Source organism: Rhizobium alarense (genome assembly GCF_021555155.1).
GTDB lineage: Bacteria > Pseudomonadota > Alphaproteobacteria > Rhizobiales > Rhizobiaceae > Rhizobium_D > Rhizobium_D alarense.
Genome location: NZ_JAKGBU010000054.1, coordinates 12,002 through 27,722, shown reverse-complemented (window position 1 = coordinate 27,722; position 15,721 = coordinate 12,002). Strand labels below are relative to the sequence as shown.

Here is a 15,721-nt window from a genome sequence, read left to right as displayed (position 1 = left end):
GCCGCGCTTCGGCATCGTCGGCGAACCGCAGGAACTCACCTTCCGCGTCATCGACGACGGCAACGGCCCTGGCGGAACCGCACGCGTGACGATCCGGCTCAACGGCAACGAGATCGCCAACGAGGTTGCGGAGCCGGGCGTCGAAAAGCCCTTCGGCTTCACCGTGCCGCGCGGCGGCAACAACGTGCTCGAATTCGCCGTCGATCCGGTCGAGGGCGAGATCACGACGGCGAACAACCGCGCCGTCCACCTGATCGACGGTATCCGCGAGAACCTGCGCGTGCTGCTCGTTTCCGGCGAGCCACATGCCGGCGAGCGCGCCTGGCGCAACCTCCTGAAGTCCGACACGGCGATCGACCTCGTGCATTTCACCATTCTGCGTCCGCCGGAGAAGCAGGACGGCACGCCGATCAACGAACTCTCGCTGATCGCCTTCCCGACCCGCGAGCTGTTCGTCGAGAAGATCAACGAGTTCGACCTCATCATCTTCGACCGCTACCAGCACCGCGGCGTGCTGCCGATCCTCTACTACGACAACATCGCGCAATACGTCACGAACGGCGGCGCGCTGCTGATCGCCGCGGGACCCGAACATGCCGGCGACGATTCGATCGCCATGACGCCGTTGGCGGCCGTGCTGCCGGCCAATCCGACCGGTGCGATGAACGAGAAGGCCTTCTTCCCGCGGCTGTCCGACCAGGGCCGCAAACATCCGGTGACCCGTGGCCTCGAGGGCGCGGCCGAAGAACCGCCGCAGTGGGGCCGCTGGTTCCGTACGGTCGACGTCGAACGGCCGCAGGGCAACACGGTGATGGAGGGCCCCGACGGCAAGCCGCTGCTGGTGCTGAACCGCGCCGGCAAGGGCCGCGTCGCCATGCTGCTTTCCGACCAGGGCTGGCTCTGGGCGCGCGGTTTCGAGGGCGGCGGGCCCCATGTCTCGCTCTACCGCCGCACCGCCCATTGGCTGATGCAGGAACCGGCGCTGGAAGAGGAAGCGCTGACCGCCAAGGCCTTCGGCCGCACGCTCGAGATCACCCGCCAGACGATCAAGGACGCACCGGGCGAGGCGACGATCGCCTTCCCCTCGGGCCGGTCGGAGACCGTGACGCTCACCGAAGCCGGCCCGGGCCTCTACAAGGCCGAGGTGCCGGTGCAGGAAACGGGACTCTACGAGGTGGCGAACGACGACCTGAGCGCACTCGTCCATGTCGGCGCCGTCGATGCGCCGGAGTTCAAGGCGACCATTTCCACGACCGAGAGCCTGCAGCCGCTTGCCGAGAAGACCCGGGGGCTGGTGCATCGGGTGACGGACGGGAGCGGCAATCTCGACCTGCCGCCGCTCCTGCCGCTCTCCGGCGCCGTGCGCGTCGCCGACGACGAGCGCATGGCCTTGCGCATGACCGACGAGACGGTGCTGAAGGGCGTCAATTCGCTGCCGCTCTTTGCGGGCTTCGCCGGCGTCGGCCTGCTGCTGCTGGCCTTCTCGGCAACCTGGTATCGCGAAGGCCGCTGAGGCGGCCGGACCCGGCGCGAGGCGTCAGGCAACGCCGCGATAGGCCGGCGTCTCGATGACGGACATCTCCGCCGCCTCGACGTGGTCATTCCGCCACGCGATCGGGCCCTTCAGCCGCGCATGGGTGTCGGGAGCCACCGGCACCACGAGCACCCGCGCCGGATCGACCGGGCCGGGAAAGGCGAGCGCGTTGTAGGCGACCTTCTCGAAGCCGAGCGGCCCGTAATAGGGCGGGTCGCCGACGAGGATCACCGCTTCGGACCCCCGGCGCCGTGCCGCTTCGACGGCGATGCGCACGAGTTCCCGACCGATGCCCCGGTTTTTGTGCGAAGGCCGTACGGCAAGCGGGCCGAGCAGGTGGCCTTTGATGCCGCCGGCGAGAACCGGCGTCATGCGCACCGAGGCGATCGTCTCGCCGTCGTCGGCGCAGATGAAGGAAAGCGACCGGTCGTGCGGCCCCTGCTCGCGGATGCGCGCCGCCGCCCGGACGTGCCTGCCGGGGCCAAAGGCTTCTTCGTTGATATGTTCGATGGCGGCGTCATGGGACGCGTCTTCGGTGAGGTAGACGAGATCGTGCTTGTACATGTCACAGGAACCAGATGCGAAACGGCAATAGGATGACGGCGCCCGGGGGGGCGTGGTGGCATCAGCGTCGTCGCGGGTTTCCTGGCAAGGCCATTGTTCGGGCTCTACAAGCGTTCTGCGGTCCGTCGGACCGTTTCTGGAAAAGCCGGTTAGCAGAAAATCCGCATCTGTCAAAGCGCAAAACGCACTGTTCACGAATATCGGCCTGTTCAAGGCGGCCCGGGACGCTATTTTCGGTCACAGGTTCAAGCGCTGACGGTGAGGCGCAACCCGATGGAGAACCGATATGGGCATGCTCGTTGACGGCGTCTGGCAGGACGTGTGGTACGACACGAAAAGCACGAAGGGCCACTTCGAGCGCTCGGCGGCGCGGGTGCGCAACTGGATCACGGCGGACGGCAGCCCCGGCCCCTCCGGCGACGGCGGCTTCGCGGCGGAGGCCGGCCGCTACCATCTCTATGTCTCGCTTGCCTGCCCGTGGGCGCACCGGACGCTGGTCTTCCGCAAGCTGAAGAAGCTCGAGGACCTCATCACCGTCTCGATCGTCGATCCGCTGATGGCCTCGAAGGGCTGGGAGTTCAAGGGACGGGACGGCGGCACCGTCGACCACCTCTTCGGCTTCGATACGCTGTCGCAGGTCTATGTGTGGTCCGATCCGCACTATTCGGGACGGGTCACCGTGCCGGTGCTCTGGGACAAGTCGGGTGACCGCATGGTTTCCAACGAGTCGTCCGAGATCATCCGCATGTTCAATTCTGCCTTCGACGGCCTGACCGGCTCGCGCGACGACTTCTATCCCGAGCCGCTGCGCGCCGAGATCGACCGGCTCAACACGCTGATCTACGACACCGTCAACAACGGGGTCTACAAGTCCGGCTTCGCAACGACGCAGGAGGCCTACGAGGCGAATGTCGTCAGGCTCTTCGAGACGCTTGACCATCTCGAGGACCTGCTTGCCCGCAAGCGCTACCTCGCCGGCGATCGCGTCACGGAGGCCGATTGGCGGCTGTTCACGACGCTTGTGCGCTTCGACGCGGTCTATGTCGGCCACTTCAAGTGCAACATCCGCCGCATCGCCGACTACCCGAACCTCTCGGCCTATCTCCGCGAGCTTTACCAATGGCCGGGCGTCGCCGCGACCGTCGACTTCGGGCACATCAAGCAGCACTACTACCGCAGCCACGCGACCATCAATCCGACGGGCATCGTGCCGCTCGGCCCGGAACTCGATCTCGACGCGCCGCACGGACGGGACCGGCTCGCCGCCGCCTGAAGCGCGAACCTACCAGACGTCGTCGAACGGCCTGTCGCCGGAAAGCTCGCCGAGCCGGCGGACCGTTGCGGCGGTGACGCCGGCGGGGAGATCGTCGAGCGCGAAGAAGCCGGCCTCGACGATCTCCCGGTCCGGCCGCTTCGGCGCGGTCTGGCGAACGTCGTCGCACCGATAGAAGAGCACATGGTCCCGCCGGCTGGTGCGGCGGTTGAAATAGACGTGCAGCAGCACCGGCGGCCTGTCGGTGACCAGGTTGCCCTCTTCCCGCATCTCCTTGGCAAGCGCGACGAGGGCGGTCTCGCCGCGCTCGATGCCGCCGCCCGGAAGGTGCCAGCCCGGCACATAGGAATGACGCACGAGGAAGACCCGGCCCGCCTCGTCGAAGCAGGCGGCGCGCACGCCCATGGTCATCCCGCGCGCAAGCGCGAAATAGCCGTGCAGGACGCGCGTTGCGACCCGAGTCCAGATCGTGACCAAGTCCTGCGGGCCGGCGGGTTCGGGCGTCTGCTGCTTGTGCATGGTCAGACATCGCCGGACTTCCTCACGGGAATCAAGGCTTCCGCCGGCGCTGCGCCACCGTTATCCACCGCCGCATGACAGCCGGCGGCCCTGCAACCAAGCCGGATCGACGCGCGTTTCCCTTGTGCGGCCGATTGGTCTAAGGAGGGTTATGTTCAGACTTGCCCATATTTCCGACGTCCATCTCGGCCCCCTCCCCGCGCTGACCCTTCTGGAACTCGCCTCCAAACGCATCACCGGCTTCGTCAACTGGCATCGCAACCGTCGCCGCCATCTCTTCGCCAACACGCTGACTTGCCTGATGGACGACATCGAGCGGCAGGATCCCGACCATCTTGCCATTACCGGCGACCTGGTGAACCTCTCCTCCTCGCTCGAGATCCACACGGTGAAACGCTGGTTGCACGATGCCGGCATACCGGAGAACATCTCGGTCGTGCCCGGCAATCACGACGCCTATGTGCCCGGCGCCTACGACAAGACCACGAAGGCCTGGTATCCCTATATGCGCGGCGACATGGCGCCGCCCGACTGGAACGAGGACCGCCATGTCTTTCCCTATCTGCGCGTGCGCGGCAAGGTCGCCCTCGTCGGCTGCTCGACGGCGGTCGCAACGCCGCCCTTTGCTGCAAGCGGCTATTTCAGCGAGCGCCAGGCGCGCGAGACGGTGAACATGCTGCGGGCAGCCGGCGAAGCGGGCCTCTTCCGCGTCGTCATGATCCATCACCCGCCGATCCGCGGTGCCACCGCCTTCCACAAGCGCATGATCGGCATCCGCCGGTTCGCCGCCACGGTCTCAGCCGGCGGCGCGGAACTCGTTCTGCACGGCCATACCCACCTCAACACCGTGCACTGGCTGCGCGGCCAGACGAAACCGGTGCCGGTGGTCGGCATCGCGTCGGCCTCGCAGGGGCCGGGCGGGCACAAGCCGCCGGCCGCCTACAACCTCTTCTCGATTTCCGGTGAAGCGGGAAACTGGAACCTGACGCGCGAACGCTTCGCGATCGGCGAGGACGGGATCACAGTGACGCTTGCGGAAACGACCCGCTTCTGAACCGGTCGAATAAACCGTGTCGGCCGCGCGTTCTTCCCGTGAGTGCGGATCGTCGGGGAGGCATCCGCCGGGCCCGGAGCGGCAAACCGCCCGGCAAGCCCCAGCGGTTTCCCACGGATGGCAGCCAATGGAGATGGAAGGACTGACAATGCCCAAGCGTTACCGAAGCCTGATCATGCTGAGCGCCACCTTGGCCCTCACGAGTCTTCCCGTCACGTTCGCGCGTGCCGCCGGCAGCGACACCACGACGCCTCCGGTCGCGACAGAGACGACGACGACCTGCACCGACGGCAAGATCTGGAGCGACGAGAAGAAAGAGTGCCTTGCGCCCGAGGCGATCGCGGAACCCGCGACCGGCGGCGAGGCCGAACCCGGCAAGGAGCCGGAGACCAAGACGGACACGGCGCCCGCGACGGAAGAAGAGAAGAAGTCCGAACGCTCGACCGACGATATCCTTTACGAGGCCGCACGCGAATTCGCCTATGCCGGCCAGCACGAAAACGCGATCCGCGCGCTCAAGGCGGCATCCGACCAGAACGACCCACGCATCCTGAACTACATGGGCTACAACCTGCGCAAGCTTGGCCAGGTCGAGCTCGGCATGCGCTACTATCAAAAGGCGCTGGCAATCGACAGCGACTATATTCTCGCCCGGTCCTATATGGGCCAGGCCCTGTTCGAGCAGGGCGACGTCGAGGGCGCCCGCGTCCAGCTCGTCGAGATCCGGGATCGCGGCGGGGAAGGCACCTGGGCCTATCGCGCACTGCTCGAAACGATCGGCGGCACGCGCGCGACCTATTGAACGCGCAGGCTGTACCCGCCAACGACAAGGTTTGCGGGCCAGCCACACGGGAAGTCGTTCCCTTTGAACAACAGCAGCGCGGGAAACTGCGCTTCTGATGCCGTAGATGCTTGCGGACCAAGGTCCAAATGTTTCATATCGACTATCGCCACCGTCAACCGGTGCGAATAGACGATTGATCCAGAACGTTTTCCTTGGAAAAGCAATGCGCTCGACGGCAGAATCAAGTGAGTTTCGGCGTGACTTGGTCAATTTGCTGCCAAAATTGCGCCGCTTCGCAATGACTTTGACGCGAAACGCCAGCGACGCCGACGATCTCGTCCAGGAAGCCTGCGAGCGCGCCATCACCCGGAGCCACCTGTGGAACGGGGAAGGACGGCTGGAGAGCTGGATCTACGCAATGACACGCAATCTGTGGGTCGACGAAATCAGGAAGCGCAAGGTCCGTACGGGCACCGGAACCGTCGATGTGGCCGAGCAGGACAACCTGCATGTCGAGCCGTCCGCCGACAAGGCCGTCTACGCGAAACAGCTTCACAAATTGATCATGAAGATGCCCGAGGGCTTGTCGAGCGTGTTCCTGCTCGTCAATGTGGAGGGACACAGTTATCGCGAGGCAGCGGACATTCTCGGCATTCCGATCGGAACAGTGATGAGCAGGCTTTCGACCGCCCGCATCCGGCTCGCGGCCATGATTGCCGAACAGACGGAAGGGAGGACCTGAGCTTGGAAAGCACGCACGGTCTTCCCCTGGAAGTCAGGCTCTCGGCCTATCTCGACGGCCAGTTGCCTGACGAGGAAATTTCGGAAATCGACAGGCTTCTCGTCAAGGATCCCAAAGCGCGCAGCCTCTTCGAGCGGCTGAAACTCGGGAGCGATTTCGGTGCCCGCGCCTTCGAGGAGATGCTGCACGACCCGGTACCGCTCGATCTCGTGCGCGGCATCAAACATGCGACGCCCGCGCCGGAACTGCCGGGCGAGACGGCGTCTCTGCCGCCGCTCGGCGCCTCAGCGGCAAACATCTCCTGGCCGCGCGTGCTGGCCGCCTCGTTCGTGCTGCTGCTTGCGGGCGGCGCGGCCGGCTATCTCGTCGGCGAGCGGCGGGAGGCCGTGCCGCCGGTGCAACTCGCCGCCGGGCGCGGCTGGCTGGACGACATCGCCGACTACCATCGCATCTATTCCCGCCAGAAGGCACACCTCGTGGAGGTGCCGGCCTCGGACGGGCCGCATATCGTCGAGTGGCTTTCGGCCGCAGTCGGGGTGACCTTCACCCTTCCCGATCTTTCCAACGAGGAACTGGTCTTCGAGGGCGCCCGCCTGCTCGTCGCCGGCGGCAGGCCGACCGCGCAGCTCCTGTACAGCGACCCGCAGGGCGACGTCTTCGCCATCTGCTTCCTCAAGAGCGACCCGGTGGAAGCGGCGACGGCGCTCACCGACAGCATGAAGAACGACATCGGCCTCGTCTCCTGGCAGAAGGGCTCCGCGTCCTATGTCGTCGTCGGGCCCTCGTCCGACCCGGCGCTGGAGAAGATCGCCGAGACCGTCGCCGCCACGATCTGACACGTCCCGGAATGGCAACAGGCCGCGCCAACGGCACGGCCTGTTGCAGCAGTTTCGGTACGGGTTGGTCTTACTTCCGCTGAAGAACCCGGTTGGCCCCGGAAACGATCGCCTCGAGCGAGGCCGTCACGATATTCGTGTTGACGCCGACGCCGAACAGCTTTCCGCCTGGATGTTCGATCTCGACATAGGCGATCGCCGCGGCGTTCGAGCCGTGCTGCAGCGAATGTTCCGAATAGTCCGCCACCGACATCGGCACGCCGAGATAGATCGAGAGCGCGTTGATGAAGCCGTCGATCGGGCCGGTGCCCTTGCCTTCGATGCGCCTGGTCTCGCCGCCGTCGGTGATTTCCGCCGCGACGATCCGCACGCCCTTGTTTTCGGTGTCCGGATAGGTGTGGTGATCGACGAATTTCAGCCGCGCGTCCGGCTGGGTCACGTAGTGCTCGATGAACGTGTCGTAGATGCGCTTCGACGGGAGCTCGACACCCTCCTCGTCGGTGATCCGCTGCACCTCCTCGCGGAACTCCACCTGCAGATTGCGCGGCAGGTTGATGCCGTAGTCCTCCTGCAGGATATAGGCGATGCCGCCCTTGCCGGACTGGGAGTTGATGCGAATGATCGCCTCATAGGTGCGTCCGACGTCCTGCGGGTCGATCGGCAGGTAGGGCACTTCCCAGACCCGCGTGTTCGCCTTGCGGATCGCCTTCATGCCCTTGTTGATCGCATCCTGGTGCGAGCCCGAAAAAGCGGTGTAGACCAGTTCGCCGACATAGGGATGGCGTTCCGGGATCTTCATCTCGTTGGAATATTCGTAGACCGCCTTGATGCGCTCGATGTCGGAGCAGTCGAGCTTCGGATCGACACCCTGGGTGAACATGTTCAGGGCCAGCGTGACGATATCGACATTGCCGGTACGCTCGCCGTTGCCGAAGAGCGTACCCTCGACACGGTCGGCACCCGCCATGAGGCCGAGTTCCGTCGCCGCGATGCCGGTACCGCGATCGTTGTGCGGGTGCAGCGAGATGATGCAGTTCTCGCGGTTGTCGATGTTGCGGCACATCCACTCGATCTGGTCGGCATAGATGTTCGGCGTCGCCATCTCGACCGTCGAGGGCAGGTTGAGGATCAGCTTGTTGTCCGGCGTCGGCTTGACGATCTCGACGACCGCGTTGCAGATTTCGAGCGCCACCTCCAGTTCGGTTCCGGTGAAACTCTCCGGGGAATATTCGAAGCGGTAGCCGCCGCCCGCCCTGGCCGCCATGTCGGTGATCATCCGGGCCGCATCGGTGGCGATCTGCTTGACGCCGGCGACGTCCTTGCCGAAGACGACGCGGCGCTGCAGCTCGCTCGTCGAGTTGTAGAAGTGGATGATCGGCTTGTGCGCGCCTTCCAGCGCCTCGAAGGTGCGGGTGATCAATTCCGGCCGGCACTGCACCAGCACCTGCAGGGAGACGTCGTCGGGCACGTTGCCCTCTTCGACGCACCAGCGGGCGAAATCGAAGTCCGTCTGCGAGGCGGAGGGGAAGCCGATCTCGATTTCCTTGAAGCCCATGTCGAGCAGGAGCTGGAACATGCGGGCCTTGCGGTCATGGCCCATCGGGTTGATCAGCGACTGGTTGCCGTCGCGCAGGTCCACCGAACACCAGACCGGCGCCTCGGTGATCGTCCTGGCCGGCCAGGTGCGGTCGGCGATCGGAATCTGCGGATAGGCCTGGTACTTGACCGCGGCGTCCGGCATGCCTTGTTTGGGGGTGTAGGTCTTCACGATCATCGCAATTCTCTTCGTCTTCCCGGCATTCGCGTGCGCTTCAATAGCGGATTGGAGAGCGCTTGGCGACGGCGAATGATGGTCCTCGGGACCAATGCCGGATGTGGGGAACCTGGGTGAAACGAGGAGCGATGGCCTGGCGGGCTTTCGGCCGCCGGGCGCTCCTCACAGAACCCGGCAACCGCGCGTAAGGCCGAGAAGGAGAAGCGAGGTGAAGCCGCGCGAACGCTCCCGCACGGCATTGCCGCCGCGAGTAACCCGATCGATGATCTGTGCGCTTGTCTTCAACATGAACGGGCTTATAGCCATGGCGCCGCGAATGTGCAAGCGCTTTGGCGTCGGAATGGTCGAAACGGGTGAATGTTGAGCACCTGCCGCCGCTTTCTCGGGCACCGGTGCGCCAAAGACTGCCCCGCCGTCGCCGGCGGGGCATTGAAGGACGCGTCGTCGATCAGATGTCGGCCTGCGACGTCACGATGCGCGAGACGAGCCCGTAGGCCTTGGCGTCCTCGGCGGAGAGCCAGTAGTCGCGGTCGGTATCCTTGGCGATCTTCTCGATCGGCTGGCCGGTGGCCTCGGAGAAGATCCTGTTCAGCCGCTCGTTCATCTTGATGATCTCGCGGGCCTGGATCTCGATGTCGGACGCCATGCCGCGCGTGCCGCCGGACGGTTGGTGCAGCAGGAAGCGCGTGTTGGGCAGGCAGATGCGGCGCTCCTTGGGAGCGGCGACATAGATCAGCGCGCCGGCCGAGGCGACCCAGCCGGTACCGATCATCCAGACCTTCGGCTTGATGAACTTGATCATGTCATGGATCGAATCGCCCGATTCCACGTGGCCGCCCGGCGAGTTCACATAGATTCGGATGTCGTCGTCGCCGGCGGCAGCGAGCGCCACGAGCTGCGAGCAGACCTTCTGGGCGAGTTCCTGGTTGATGCCGCCGTAGATGAAGATCGACCGCGACTTGAACAGGTTCGCTTCCGTCTCCTTGCCCAGCGGCAGTTCCGTCTTTTTCTCTTCCTCGTCGCTCATCCGCTCGTCTCCGCGCTTGCCGTCAGAAATACCTTTGCCGCTGTCAGATAATGCGACTCAGTCGGCATGACAATGCAACAAAACCATCCGGGGGCGATAGAGGCGACCGGGACGGCCGGGAAACAGGGTAAACGGCGGTTCGCGCGGTGGTCGCAGAACCAAAGTCGCCCGTCGCATTTGCGCGGCGGGCGGCATACGCAATTTGCGTATGGACTTCCGTTTTGCAACGCACCTAAAATGCCGGTGTAGTTGCAAAATAGCGCCTGCGGCCGGCTCCCGCGGCGGGGCGGGAAACGGGGAACCAATGATCAGACGTCTTTTGCTTGCGCTCGGCGCACTTTCGGCAACGGCCGCACCGGCTTTCGCCCATCTCAATCCCGCGGAACACGGCTCCTTCATGGCCGGCTTCTCGCATCCGCTCTTCGGGCTCGACCATATCCTGGTCATGGTGGCCGTCGGCCTCTGGGCGGCGCAGATCGGCGGCCGCGCCCTCTGGCGCGTCCCGGGCGTCTTCGTCGGCACGATGGCAGTCGGTTTCGCTCTCGCCCTCGCCGGCCTCGACCTGCCCTTCGTCGAACCCGCCATCCTGGCCTCCGTCGTGGCGCTCGGCCTTGTCGTCGCCATGGCGGTGCGCCTCGACACCCCCGCCTCGGCGGCGGTCGTCGCCGTCTTCGCGCTCTTCCATGGTCATGCGCATGGCGGCGAACTCGGCAGCGCCGGGGCCCTCCAGTTCGGCGTCGGCTTCATGCTCGCAACCGCGCTGCTGCATGTCGCCGGCATCGCGGCCGGCCTCGGCGCCGCCCGGATCGCCAACGGCGCGGTCCTGTCCCGCATCGTCGGCGGCCTGACCGCCGCCACGGGTCTGGCGCTGATCTTCGGCTGACCGGGATAAGTCCTGCGGGATCACGAGGCGGCCCCGGGACCCAGCCCCCAGCGGAAATGTGGAATGCGTCCTGTCGCAAATATCTGTCGCGGAACTCCGGCTTTCGCGATCGGGTTTTGCGGCGAATGCGCACCCGAAAGAGTGGCGATTCCACTTTTTCGTGAAAATCAGGATTTTTGCGTCAATGCAACCAACAGCTCGGCTAGTTGGTCGGCCTGGGCATCGTCCAGCTTGTCGCCCAGATGACGCTGAAGCGCCGGCGCATAGACGCTCCACATGCGCGCCTGCATGGCCCGGCCGGCATCGGTAATGATAACCCAACGGCCCCGACCGTCCTCGGTAAACACCTCACGCTGAACAAGCCCGGCCTTGTCCATGCGGTCGAGAAGCCGCGAAAGATTGTGCTGCGCCAATAGGGTACGTTGTTCGATCTCATAGGGCCGCAACCGGCCGTCCTTGGCCCGAGAGAGCTCCAGCAGCACGTCATACCAGCCAAGAGGTGGAAGCTCGGCCACCTTCAAGTTCTGCTCGATCGCCGCGAGAATGGTCTGCTGGGCGCGCATGAGGCGAATCCATGCCCGCGTGACAGCGGGAGAGGGTGTTGGGGATTTGGTGGCGACACTATCAGTCATGGATGTAATTACATCTACATTGACCTCAATGGCAAATCCTCATATAGATGCATCTGCATCTATATTCTTTGGAGATCCTCACACATGCCCCAGGAACGGCTGACGGATTGCGGGGTGACGCTGCTGCGCGTCAGCCTCGGCGTCATGTATCTCGCCCATTCCATCCTGCTCAAACTGTTCACCTTTGGGCTCGCCGGCACGGCGGGCTATTTCGAGTCCATAGGCCTGCCCGGGTTGTTGGCTTATGTCACCTTCGCCGCTGAGGCCGTAGGCGGTGCGATGCTGGTTCTCGGCATCTATGCCCGCTGGGTCGCCTTGGTGCTGATCCCGGCGCTTCTTGGCGCGATCATCTGGGCGCATGGCGCGAACGGCTGGGTGTTCACCGCACCGGGCGGTGGTTGGGAATATCCGCTCTACCTGATTGTCCTGTCCGTCGCCCAATTCCTGCTTGGCGACGGCAGCTACGCGCTTATCCGGCCTCGCGCCCGTCGCTAACCGTAAAAATCCGGGGAAATTGTTATGTCCGACGCAAAACTGACCCTTATCAGCCATCACCTGTGCCCCTACGTCCAACGCGCCGCGATCGCCCTTGCCGAAAAGGGCGTTCCCTTCGAGCGCCGCCATGTCGATCTGTCAGCAAAGCCCGACTGGTTTCTTTCCATTTCTCCGCTCGGCAAGGTACCGCTGCTGATCGTCAAACAGGACGATGGCACGGAGGCAGTGTTGTTCGAGAGTACCGTGATCTGCGAATATCTCGAAGAAACGCAGCCCGGCGCTTCGCTCCATCCGGCCGACCCGCTGACGCGGGCGCGGCATCGCGGCTGGATGGAGTTCGGTTCCTCCATCCTGTCGGACCTGTGGGGTTATGAAACCGCCAAGGATGCCGCAACCTTTGAGGCCAAGCGCAAAGTGCTTGTCGACAAGTTTGGCCGTGTCGAGGCCGAGTTGAGCGAAGGTCCGTTTTTCGCCGGCGAGGCATTCAGCCTCGTCGATGCGGTCTTTGCGCCGATCTTTCGCTACTTCGACGTGTTCGACACCATCGCACCATCCGGAATCTTCGACGCACTGCCCCGAGTCAGAGCATGGCGGGAGGAGTTGGCCGCCCGTCAAAGCGTGGGCCTGGCCGTGACCGATGACTACGCCGACCGGCTGAGGGTCTTTCTCCAGAACCACGATGCTTGGCTCTTGAAGGAAGCTGCCTGACAGTTTCGCAAAAAACGCCTACAGAGCGTGTCAAAAGTCCGCCGATAGCTGATTATGGCAATCGGCCGGCCGGGCAGACGTAGACATCCTTCTCGGCATCGTAGCGGAACTCGTCCTTGGAAAAGAAGCCCTCGCGGACGGCGGCTCCTCGCAATGGTTTAGGGACATACGCGGTGATGCCCGCCTTCTCGCATGCCTCGATGTCCTCGACCTTGAAGTAGCCGCGATCGGCGACCACCTCGATCTGCTCGACGCCGAGATTGTCCATCGCCGCTTGCGTCGTCTGCGTCAGCAGCCCCATGTCGACGAACTGGCTGTAACCTCCTGTTCAGCGATCAGCTTGTGCTTCACATCGACAGCAAGCTGGATGTTGTAGCCGACGCCGACCTTCGTCATGCGCGCCTGGCGCGGCTGTCCGGATCGGTAAGTGATATCTGGTCCTCACCTGTGCGATCCAGTTCATCGAGCACGCCTTGTGCTGGTCGCGCTTTCCCTTGATCGCGGCGATCTTCTCAGCGAGATTCTTGGCTCGTGGTCCACCGCTTCCGGTATTCTCTTCCTGTGCATCGCCGTCATCCGGCCGCTTCATATACTCGGTCAGCCGTTCGTCGGCTTCGCGGATGAACTTTGTCAGCGCCGCCCGCGTAAAGTTGCGATCCTTGTTGTTCACCGCCTTGATGCGCGTGCCATCCACCGCCAGCAGTTCCCGGCCGAACAGATCAAGCTGCCGGCACAGGATGACGAATTCACGGAACACCTGCCGAAACGCGGCATGGTTCACCCGGCGAAAGTTGGCGATGGTCTTGTGATCCGGCATCAACTGCCGCAGCAGCCAGATCACCTCGATATTGCGGTGCGTCTCGGCTTCCAGCCGCCGGCTGGACCTCACACGGTTCAAATAGCCATAAAGGTAGAGCTTCAGCAGATCGGCCGGATCGTAACCCGGACGACCCGTCACCTTGGGCTCGACACGCATGAATCCAGAAGCCTGCAAATCCAGCCCGTCGATGAAGGCTTCAATGAACCGAACCGGGTTGTCCGGGCCGACGTAATCGTCCACCATTTCAGGCAGAAGCAGCATTTGCGACCGGTCAGTTCCTGATAAATGTGCCATGGCAAAATATACCATGACATTTTGAGATCAGGAATCCTCCAGTCGGGTTCCCAGCGCCCATGAGCACACGGAAGGTCAGTATTCATGCTTATTATTTTTGGCGGCTTGCCGGGCACCGGAAAAACGACGATCGCGCGTGCTTTGGCGAAGGAACTCGGGGCGAGCTATGTCCGCGTCGATACGGTCGAGCAAAATATACGAGCTTCTGCCGTCTTGAAAGCGGACGTCGGCCCAGCGGGATATTTGGTCGCCTATGGGATCGCGGAAGACAATCTGGCGCTCGGCAATACGGTCATTGCGGATTCTGTGAATTGCTTGACGGTCACGCGAGATGCCTGGCTATCGGTTGCAGCGCGCTCAGCAGTGCCATCAGTTGAAATAGAGGTTATCTGTTCCGACAAAAATGAACATCGCCGAAGGGCGGAAACGCGGGTAACAGATGTTCAGGGGTTGAGAAAGCCCACCTGGGAAGAAATTATGGCTCGACACTATGACGATTGGGGGCAAAGTCCACTCGTTGTCGATACTGCGGCGCAGGATGTGGGGCAATCAGTCGCCGAATTGGTGTTAAAGCTTGCGCTTAGCAGAAGTCAGCTAGGGCGGGGCTTTTGACACGGTCTGCCCAATTTAAACGACAGCGTTGCGACTGAATTTTTCGACGTTGCAAAAGCCAACGTTTCGCGACCGGCGCGTGCGCAGAATGCCGCGCGAAGACATTTCCAGATTCCGGTCGGGAGTTGGAGCCCGGCCGCCCTTCTTCGCTGGATGTCAGCCGCGGCCGCGATAGGTCGCGACGCCCTGGTCGGGCAGCCAGACGCCGGCCGGCGGCTCGCCGGTCTGCCAGAAGACGTCGATCGGAATGCCGCCGCGCGGATACCAGTAGGCACCGATCCTCAGCCATTTCGGCGACAGAAGGTCGACGAGCCGCTTGGCGATGTCGAGCGTGCAGTCCTCATGGAAGGCGCCGTGATTGCGGAAGGCATGCAGGAAGAGCTTCAGCGATTTCGACTCGACCAGCCAGCCGTCCGGAATGTAGTCGATCACGATATGCGCGAAATCCGGCTGGCCGGTCATCGGGCAGAGCGAGGTGAATTCCGGCGCCGTGAAGCGCACGACGAAATCGGTGCCGGCATGGCTGCTCGGCACCCGCTCCAGCACCGCCTCGTCGGGGCCGGCCGGCAGGTCGACCTTCTGGCCGAGTTGCGACAGGCCCGATACGTCGGTCTTGCTCATTTTGCAGTCTCCTCGATCTTGACGCGCACGCCGTGCGCCTTTTCGGTTTCCGGCTCCACGTGAATGGCGATGCGGGCGCCGGGAAGCGCCGCGCCGATCGCCTCTTCCAGCCGGTCGCAGATGTCATGCGCCGCACCGACGGGCATGGCCGCCGGCACGACGAGATGGAAGTCGACGAAGGTCGCCGGCCCGGCCCGGCGCGTCTTCAGGTCGTGCACGCCGAGCGAACCGTCCGCATGGGCGCCGATCGCCCGGCGGATGGCCGCCTCCTCGTGCGGTTCGACGGCGTGGTCCATCAGCCCCGCCACCGAATGCGAGATCACCTTCCAGCCCTGGAACAGGATGTTGACCGCGACGAGCATCGCCATCACCGGGTCGAGGATCGCGTAGCCGGTGGCGAGCGCGAGCAGCAGGCCGACGAGCACGCCGGCCGAGGTGACCACGTCGGACAGGATGTGCTGACCGTCTGCCGTCAGCGCCGGCGAGCGGTGACGGCGCCCGGCGCGGATCAGCACCGCTGCCCAGACCGCATTGATCACGGCCGCCGCA

The 15,721-nt window shown here is 64.0% G+C and carries 19 protein-coding genes; 10 read left to right on the top strand and 9 right to left on the bottom strand.

Features of this window, described 5'->3' with window-relative positions:
- Positions 1-1,513 (top strand): hypothetical protein (locus LXM94_RS16875; RefSeq protein ID WP_235772636.1); only part of this gene is annotated, 1,513 nt, incomplete at its 5' end.
- 24 nt (positions 1,514-1,537) lie between these two features.
- Here the strand turns inward: LXM94_RS16875 and LXM94_RS16870 are convergent.
- Positions 1,538-2,098: a GNAT family N-acetyltransferase gene (locus LXM94_RS16870; RefSeq protein WP_235772635.1), complete on the bottom strand. Its 561-nt coding sequence runs from the start codon at positions 2,096-2,098 to the stop codon at positions 1,538-1,540.
- 286 nt (positions 2,099-2,384) lie between these two features.
- On the opposite strand from LXM94_RS16870, the gene LXM94_RS16865 reads away from it, so the two are divergent.
- Entirely contained in the window at positions 2,385-3,371 is a 987-nt protein-coding gene (locus tag LXM94_RS16865) for a glutathione S-transferase family protein (protein ID WP_235772634.1), read from the top strand.
- Positions 3,372-3,380: 9 nt separating this feature from the next.
- Here the strand turns inward: LXM94_RS16865 and LXM94_RS16860 are convergent, their stop codons facing one another.
- Complete coding sequence (locus LXM94_RS16860) at positions 3,381-3,890, bottom strand: NUDIX domain-containing protein (protein WP_235772633.1); 510 nt, start codon at positions 3,888-3,890, stop codon at positions 3,381-3,383.
- Positions 3,891-4,041: 151 nt separating this feature from the next.
- On the opposite strand from LXM94_RS16860, the gene LXM94_RS16855 reads away from it, so the two are divergent.
- The 4 genes from LXM94_RS16855 to LXM94_RS16840 all read left to right on the top strand — a co-directional run bounded on the left by LXM94_RS16855 (position 4,042) and on the right by LXM94_RS16840 (position 7,306).
- Positions 4,042-4,944 (top strand): metallophosphoesterase family protein, encoded by a 903-nt coding sequence (locus LXM94_RS16855; RefSeq protein WP_235772632.1) that lies wholly within the window; start codon positions 4,042-4,044, stop codon positions 4,942-4,944.
- 142 nt (positions 4,945-5,086) lie between these two features.
- Positions 5,087-5,746: a tetratricopeptide repeat protein gene (locus LXM94_RS16850; protein WP_408015655.1), complete on the top strand. Its 660-nt coding sequence runs from the start codon at positions 5,087-5,089 to the stop codon at positions 5,744-5,746.
- 205 nt (positions 5,747-5,951) lie between these two features.
- Complete coding sequence (locus LXM94_RS16845) at positions 5,952-6,470, top strand: RNA polymerase sigma factor (RefSeq protein WP_235772646.1); 519 nt, start codon at positions 5,952-5,954, stop codon at positions 6,468-6,470.
- 2 nt (positions 6,471-6,472) lie between these two features.
- Positions 6,473-7,306: an anti-sigma factor family protein gene (locus tag LXM94_RS16840; protein WP_235772631.1), complete on the top strand. Its 834-nt coding sequence runs from the start codon at positions 6,473-6,475 to the stop codon at positions 7,304-7,306.
- Positions 7,307-7,376: 70 nt separating this feature from the next.
- On the opposite strand, the gene leuA is transcribed toward LXM94_RS16840, so the two are convergent.
- Both leuA and LXM94_RS16830 read right to left on the bottom strand, forming a co-directional pair.
- Complete coding sequence (gene leuA, locus LXM94_RS16835; protein WP_235772630.1) at positions 7,377-9,080, bottom strand: 2-isopropylmalate synthase; 1,704 nt, start codon at positions 9,078-9,080, stop codon at positions 7,377-7,379.
- A 448-nt stretch (positions 9,081-9,528) separates the two neighbouring features.
- On the bottom strand, positions 9,529-10,107 hold the full coding sequence (locus LXM94_RS16830; RefSeq protein ID WP_235772629.1) for an ATP-dependent Clp protease proteolytic subunit: 579 nt from the start codon (positions 10,105-10,107) through the stop codon (positions 9,529-9,531).
- A gap of 304 nt (positions 10,108-10,411) precedes the next feature.
- On the opposite strand from LXM94_RS16830, the gene LXM94_RS16825 reads away from it, so the two are divergent.
- Positions 10,412-10,990: a HupE/UreJ family protein gene (locus LXM94_RS16825; RefSeq protein ID WP_235772628.1), complete on the top strand. Its 579-nt coding sequence runs from the start codon at positions 10,412-10,414 to the stop codon at positions 10,988-10,990.
- A 167-nt stretch (positions 10,991-11,157) separates the two neighbouring features.
- On the opposite strand, the gene LXM94_RS16820 is transcribed toward LXM94_RS16825, so the two are convergent.
- Entirely contained in the window at positions 11,158-11,622 is a 465-nt protein-coding gene (locus LXM94_RS16820; protein WP_235772627.1) for a MarR family winged helix-turn-helix transcriptional regulator, read from the bottom strand.
- A gap of 84 nt (positions 11,623-11,706) precedes the next feature.
- Between LXM94_RS16820 and LXM94_RS16815 the strand changes: the two genes are divergently transcribed.
- Both LXM94_RS16815 and LXM94_RS16810 read left to right on the top strand, forming a co-directional pair.
- The gene (locus tag LXM94_RS16815; protein WP_235772626.1) at positions 11,707-12,117 is read left to right on the top strand and encodes a DoxX family protein; all 411 of its coding nucleotides are present in this window, start codon (positions 11,707-11,709) and stop codon (positions 12,115-12,117) included.
- Between the two features lie 24 nt (positions 12,118-12,141).
- Positions 12,142-12,825 (top strand): glutathione S-transferase family protein, encoded by a 684-nt coding sequence (locus LXM94_RS16810; RefSeq protein WP_235772625.1) that lies wholly within the window; start codon positions 12,142-12,144, stop codon positions 12,823-12,825.
- Positions 12,826-12,877: 52 nt separating this feature from the next.
- Here the strand turns inward: LXM94_RS16810 and LXM94_RS16805 are convergent, their stop codons facing one another.
- Both LXM94_RS16805 and LXM94_RS16800 read right to left on the bottom strand, forming a co-directional pair.
- Positions 12,878-13,126, bottom strand: coding sequence for a hypothetical protein (locus tag LXM94_RS16805; protein WP_235772624.1), 249 nt, complete (start codon positions 13,124-13,126; stop codon positions 12,878-12,880).
- Positions 13,127-13,153: 27 nt separating this feature from the next.
- Complete coding sequence (locus LXM94_RS16800) at positions 13,154-13,906, bottom strand: transposase (RefSeq protein WP_235772623.1); 753 nt, start codon at positions 13,904-13,906, stop codon at positions 13,154-13,156.
- 117 nt (positions 13,907-14,023) lie between these two features.
- Between LXM94_RS16800 and LXM94_RS16795 the strand changes: the two genes are divergently transcribed.
- Positions 14,024-14,551 (top strand): AAA family ATPase, encoded by a 528-nt coding sequence (locus tag LXM94_RS16795; RefSeq protein WP_235772622.1) that lies wholly within the window; start codon positions 14,024-14,026, stop codon positions 14,549-14,551.
- Positions 14,552-14,707: 156 nt separating this feature from the next.
- Here the strand turns inward: LXM94_RS16795 and queF are convergent, their stop codons facing one another.
- A complete protein-coding gene (gene queF, locus LXM94_RS16790; RefSeq protein ID WP_235772621.1) occupies positions 14,708-15,172 on the bottom strand; it encodes a preQ(1) synthase in 465 nt (154 codons plus the stop codon).
- A partial coding sequence (locus tag LXM94_RS16785) for a cation diffusion facilitator family transporter (protein ID WP_235772620.1) occupies positions 15,169-15,721 on the bottom strand: 553 nt, incomplete at its 5' end. The genes LXM94_RS16785 and queF, both read right to left, overlap by 4 nt.

Bases quoted from the DNA above. Each gene is read 5' to 3' on its own strand.
- LXM94_RS16830 (WP_235772629.1), bottom strand. From the start codon at position 10,107: ATGAGCGACGAGGAAGAGAAAAAGACGGAACTGCCGCTGGGCAAGGAG.
- LXM94_RS16825 (WP_235772628.1), top strand. From the start codon at position 10,412: ATGATCAGACGTCTTTTGCTTGCGCTCGGCGCACTTTCGGCAACGGCC.
- LXM94_RS16820 (WP_235772627.1), bottom strand. From the start codon at position 11,622: ATGACTGATAGTGTCGCCACCAAATCCCCAACACCCTCTCCCGCTGTC.
- LXM94_RS16805 (WP_235772624.1), bottom strand. From the start codon at position 13,126: ATGGGGCTGCTGACGCAGACGACGCAAGCGGCGATGGACAATCTCGGC.
- LXM94_RS16870 (WP_235772635.1), bottom strand. From the start codon at position 2,098: ATGTACAAGCACGATCTCGTCTACCTCACCGAAGACGCGTCCCATGAC.
- LXM94_RS16865 (WP_235772634.1), top strand. From the start codon at position 2,385: ATGGGCATGCTCGTTGACGGCGTCTGGCAGGACGTGTGGTACGACACG.
- LXM94_RS16860 (WP_235772633.1), bottom strand. From the start codon at position 3,890: ATGCACAAGCAGCAGACGCCCGAACCCGCCGGCCCGCAGGACTTGGTC.
- LXM94_RS16845 (WP_235772646.1), top strand. From the start codon at position 5,952: ATGCGCTCGACGGCAGAATCAAGTGAGTTTCGGCGTGACTTGGTCAAT.
- LXM94_RS16855 (WP_235772632.1), top strand. From the start codon at position 4,042: ATGTTCAGACTTGCCCATATTTCCGACGTCCATCTCGGCCCCCTCCCC.
- leuA (WP_235772630.1), bottom strand. From the start codon at position 9,080: ATGATCGTGAAGACCTACACCCCCAAACAAGGCATGCCGGACGCCGCG.
- LXM94_RS16800 (WP_235772623.1), bottom strand. From the start codon at position 13,906: ATGCTGCTTCTGCCTGAAATGGTGGACGATTACGTCGGCCCGGACAAC.
- LXM94_RS16795 (WP_235772622.1), top strand. From the start codon at position 14,024: ATGCTTATTATTTTTGGCGGCTTGCCGGGCACCGGAAAAACGACGATC.
- LXM94_RS16810 (WP_235772625.1), top strand. From the start codon at position 12,142: ATGTCCGACGCAAAACTGACCCTTATCAGCCATCACCTGTGCCCCTAC.
- queF (WP_235772621.1), bottom strand. From the start codon at position 15,172: ATGAGCAAGACCGACGTATCGGGCCTGTCGCAACTCGGCCAGAAGGTC.
- LXM94_RS16815 (WP_235772626.1), top strand. From the start codon at position 11,707: ATGCCCCAGGAACGGCTGACGGATTGCGGGGTGACGCTGCTGCGCGTC.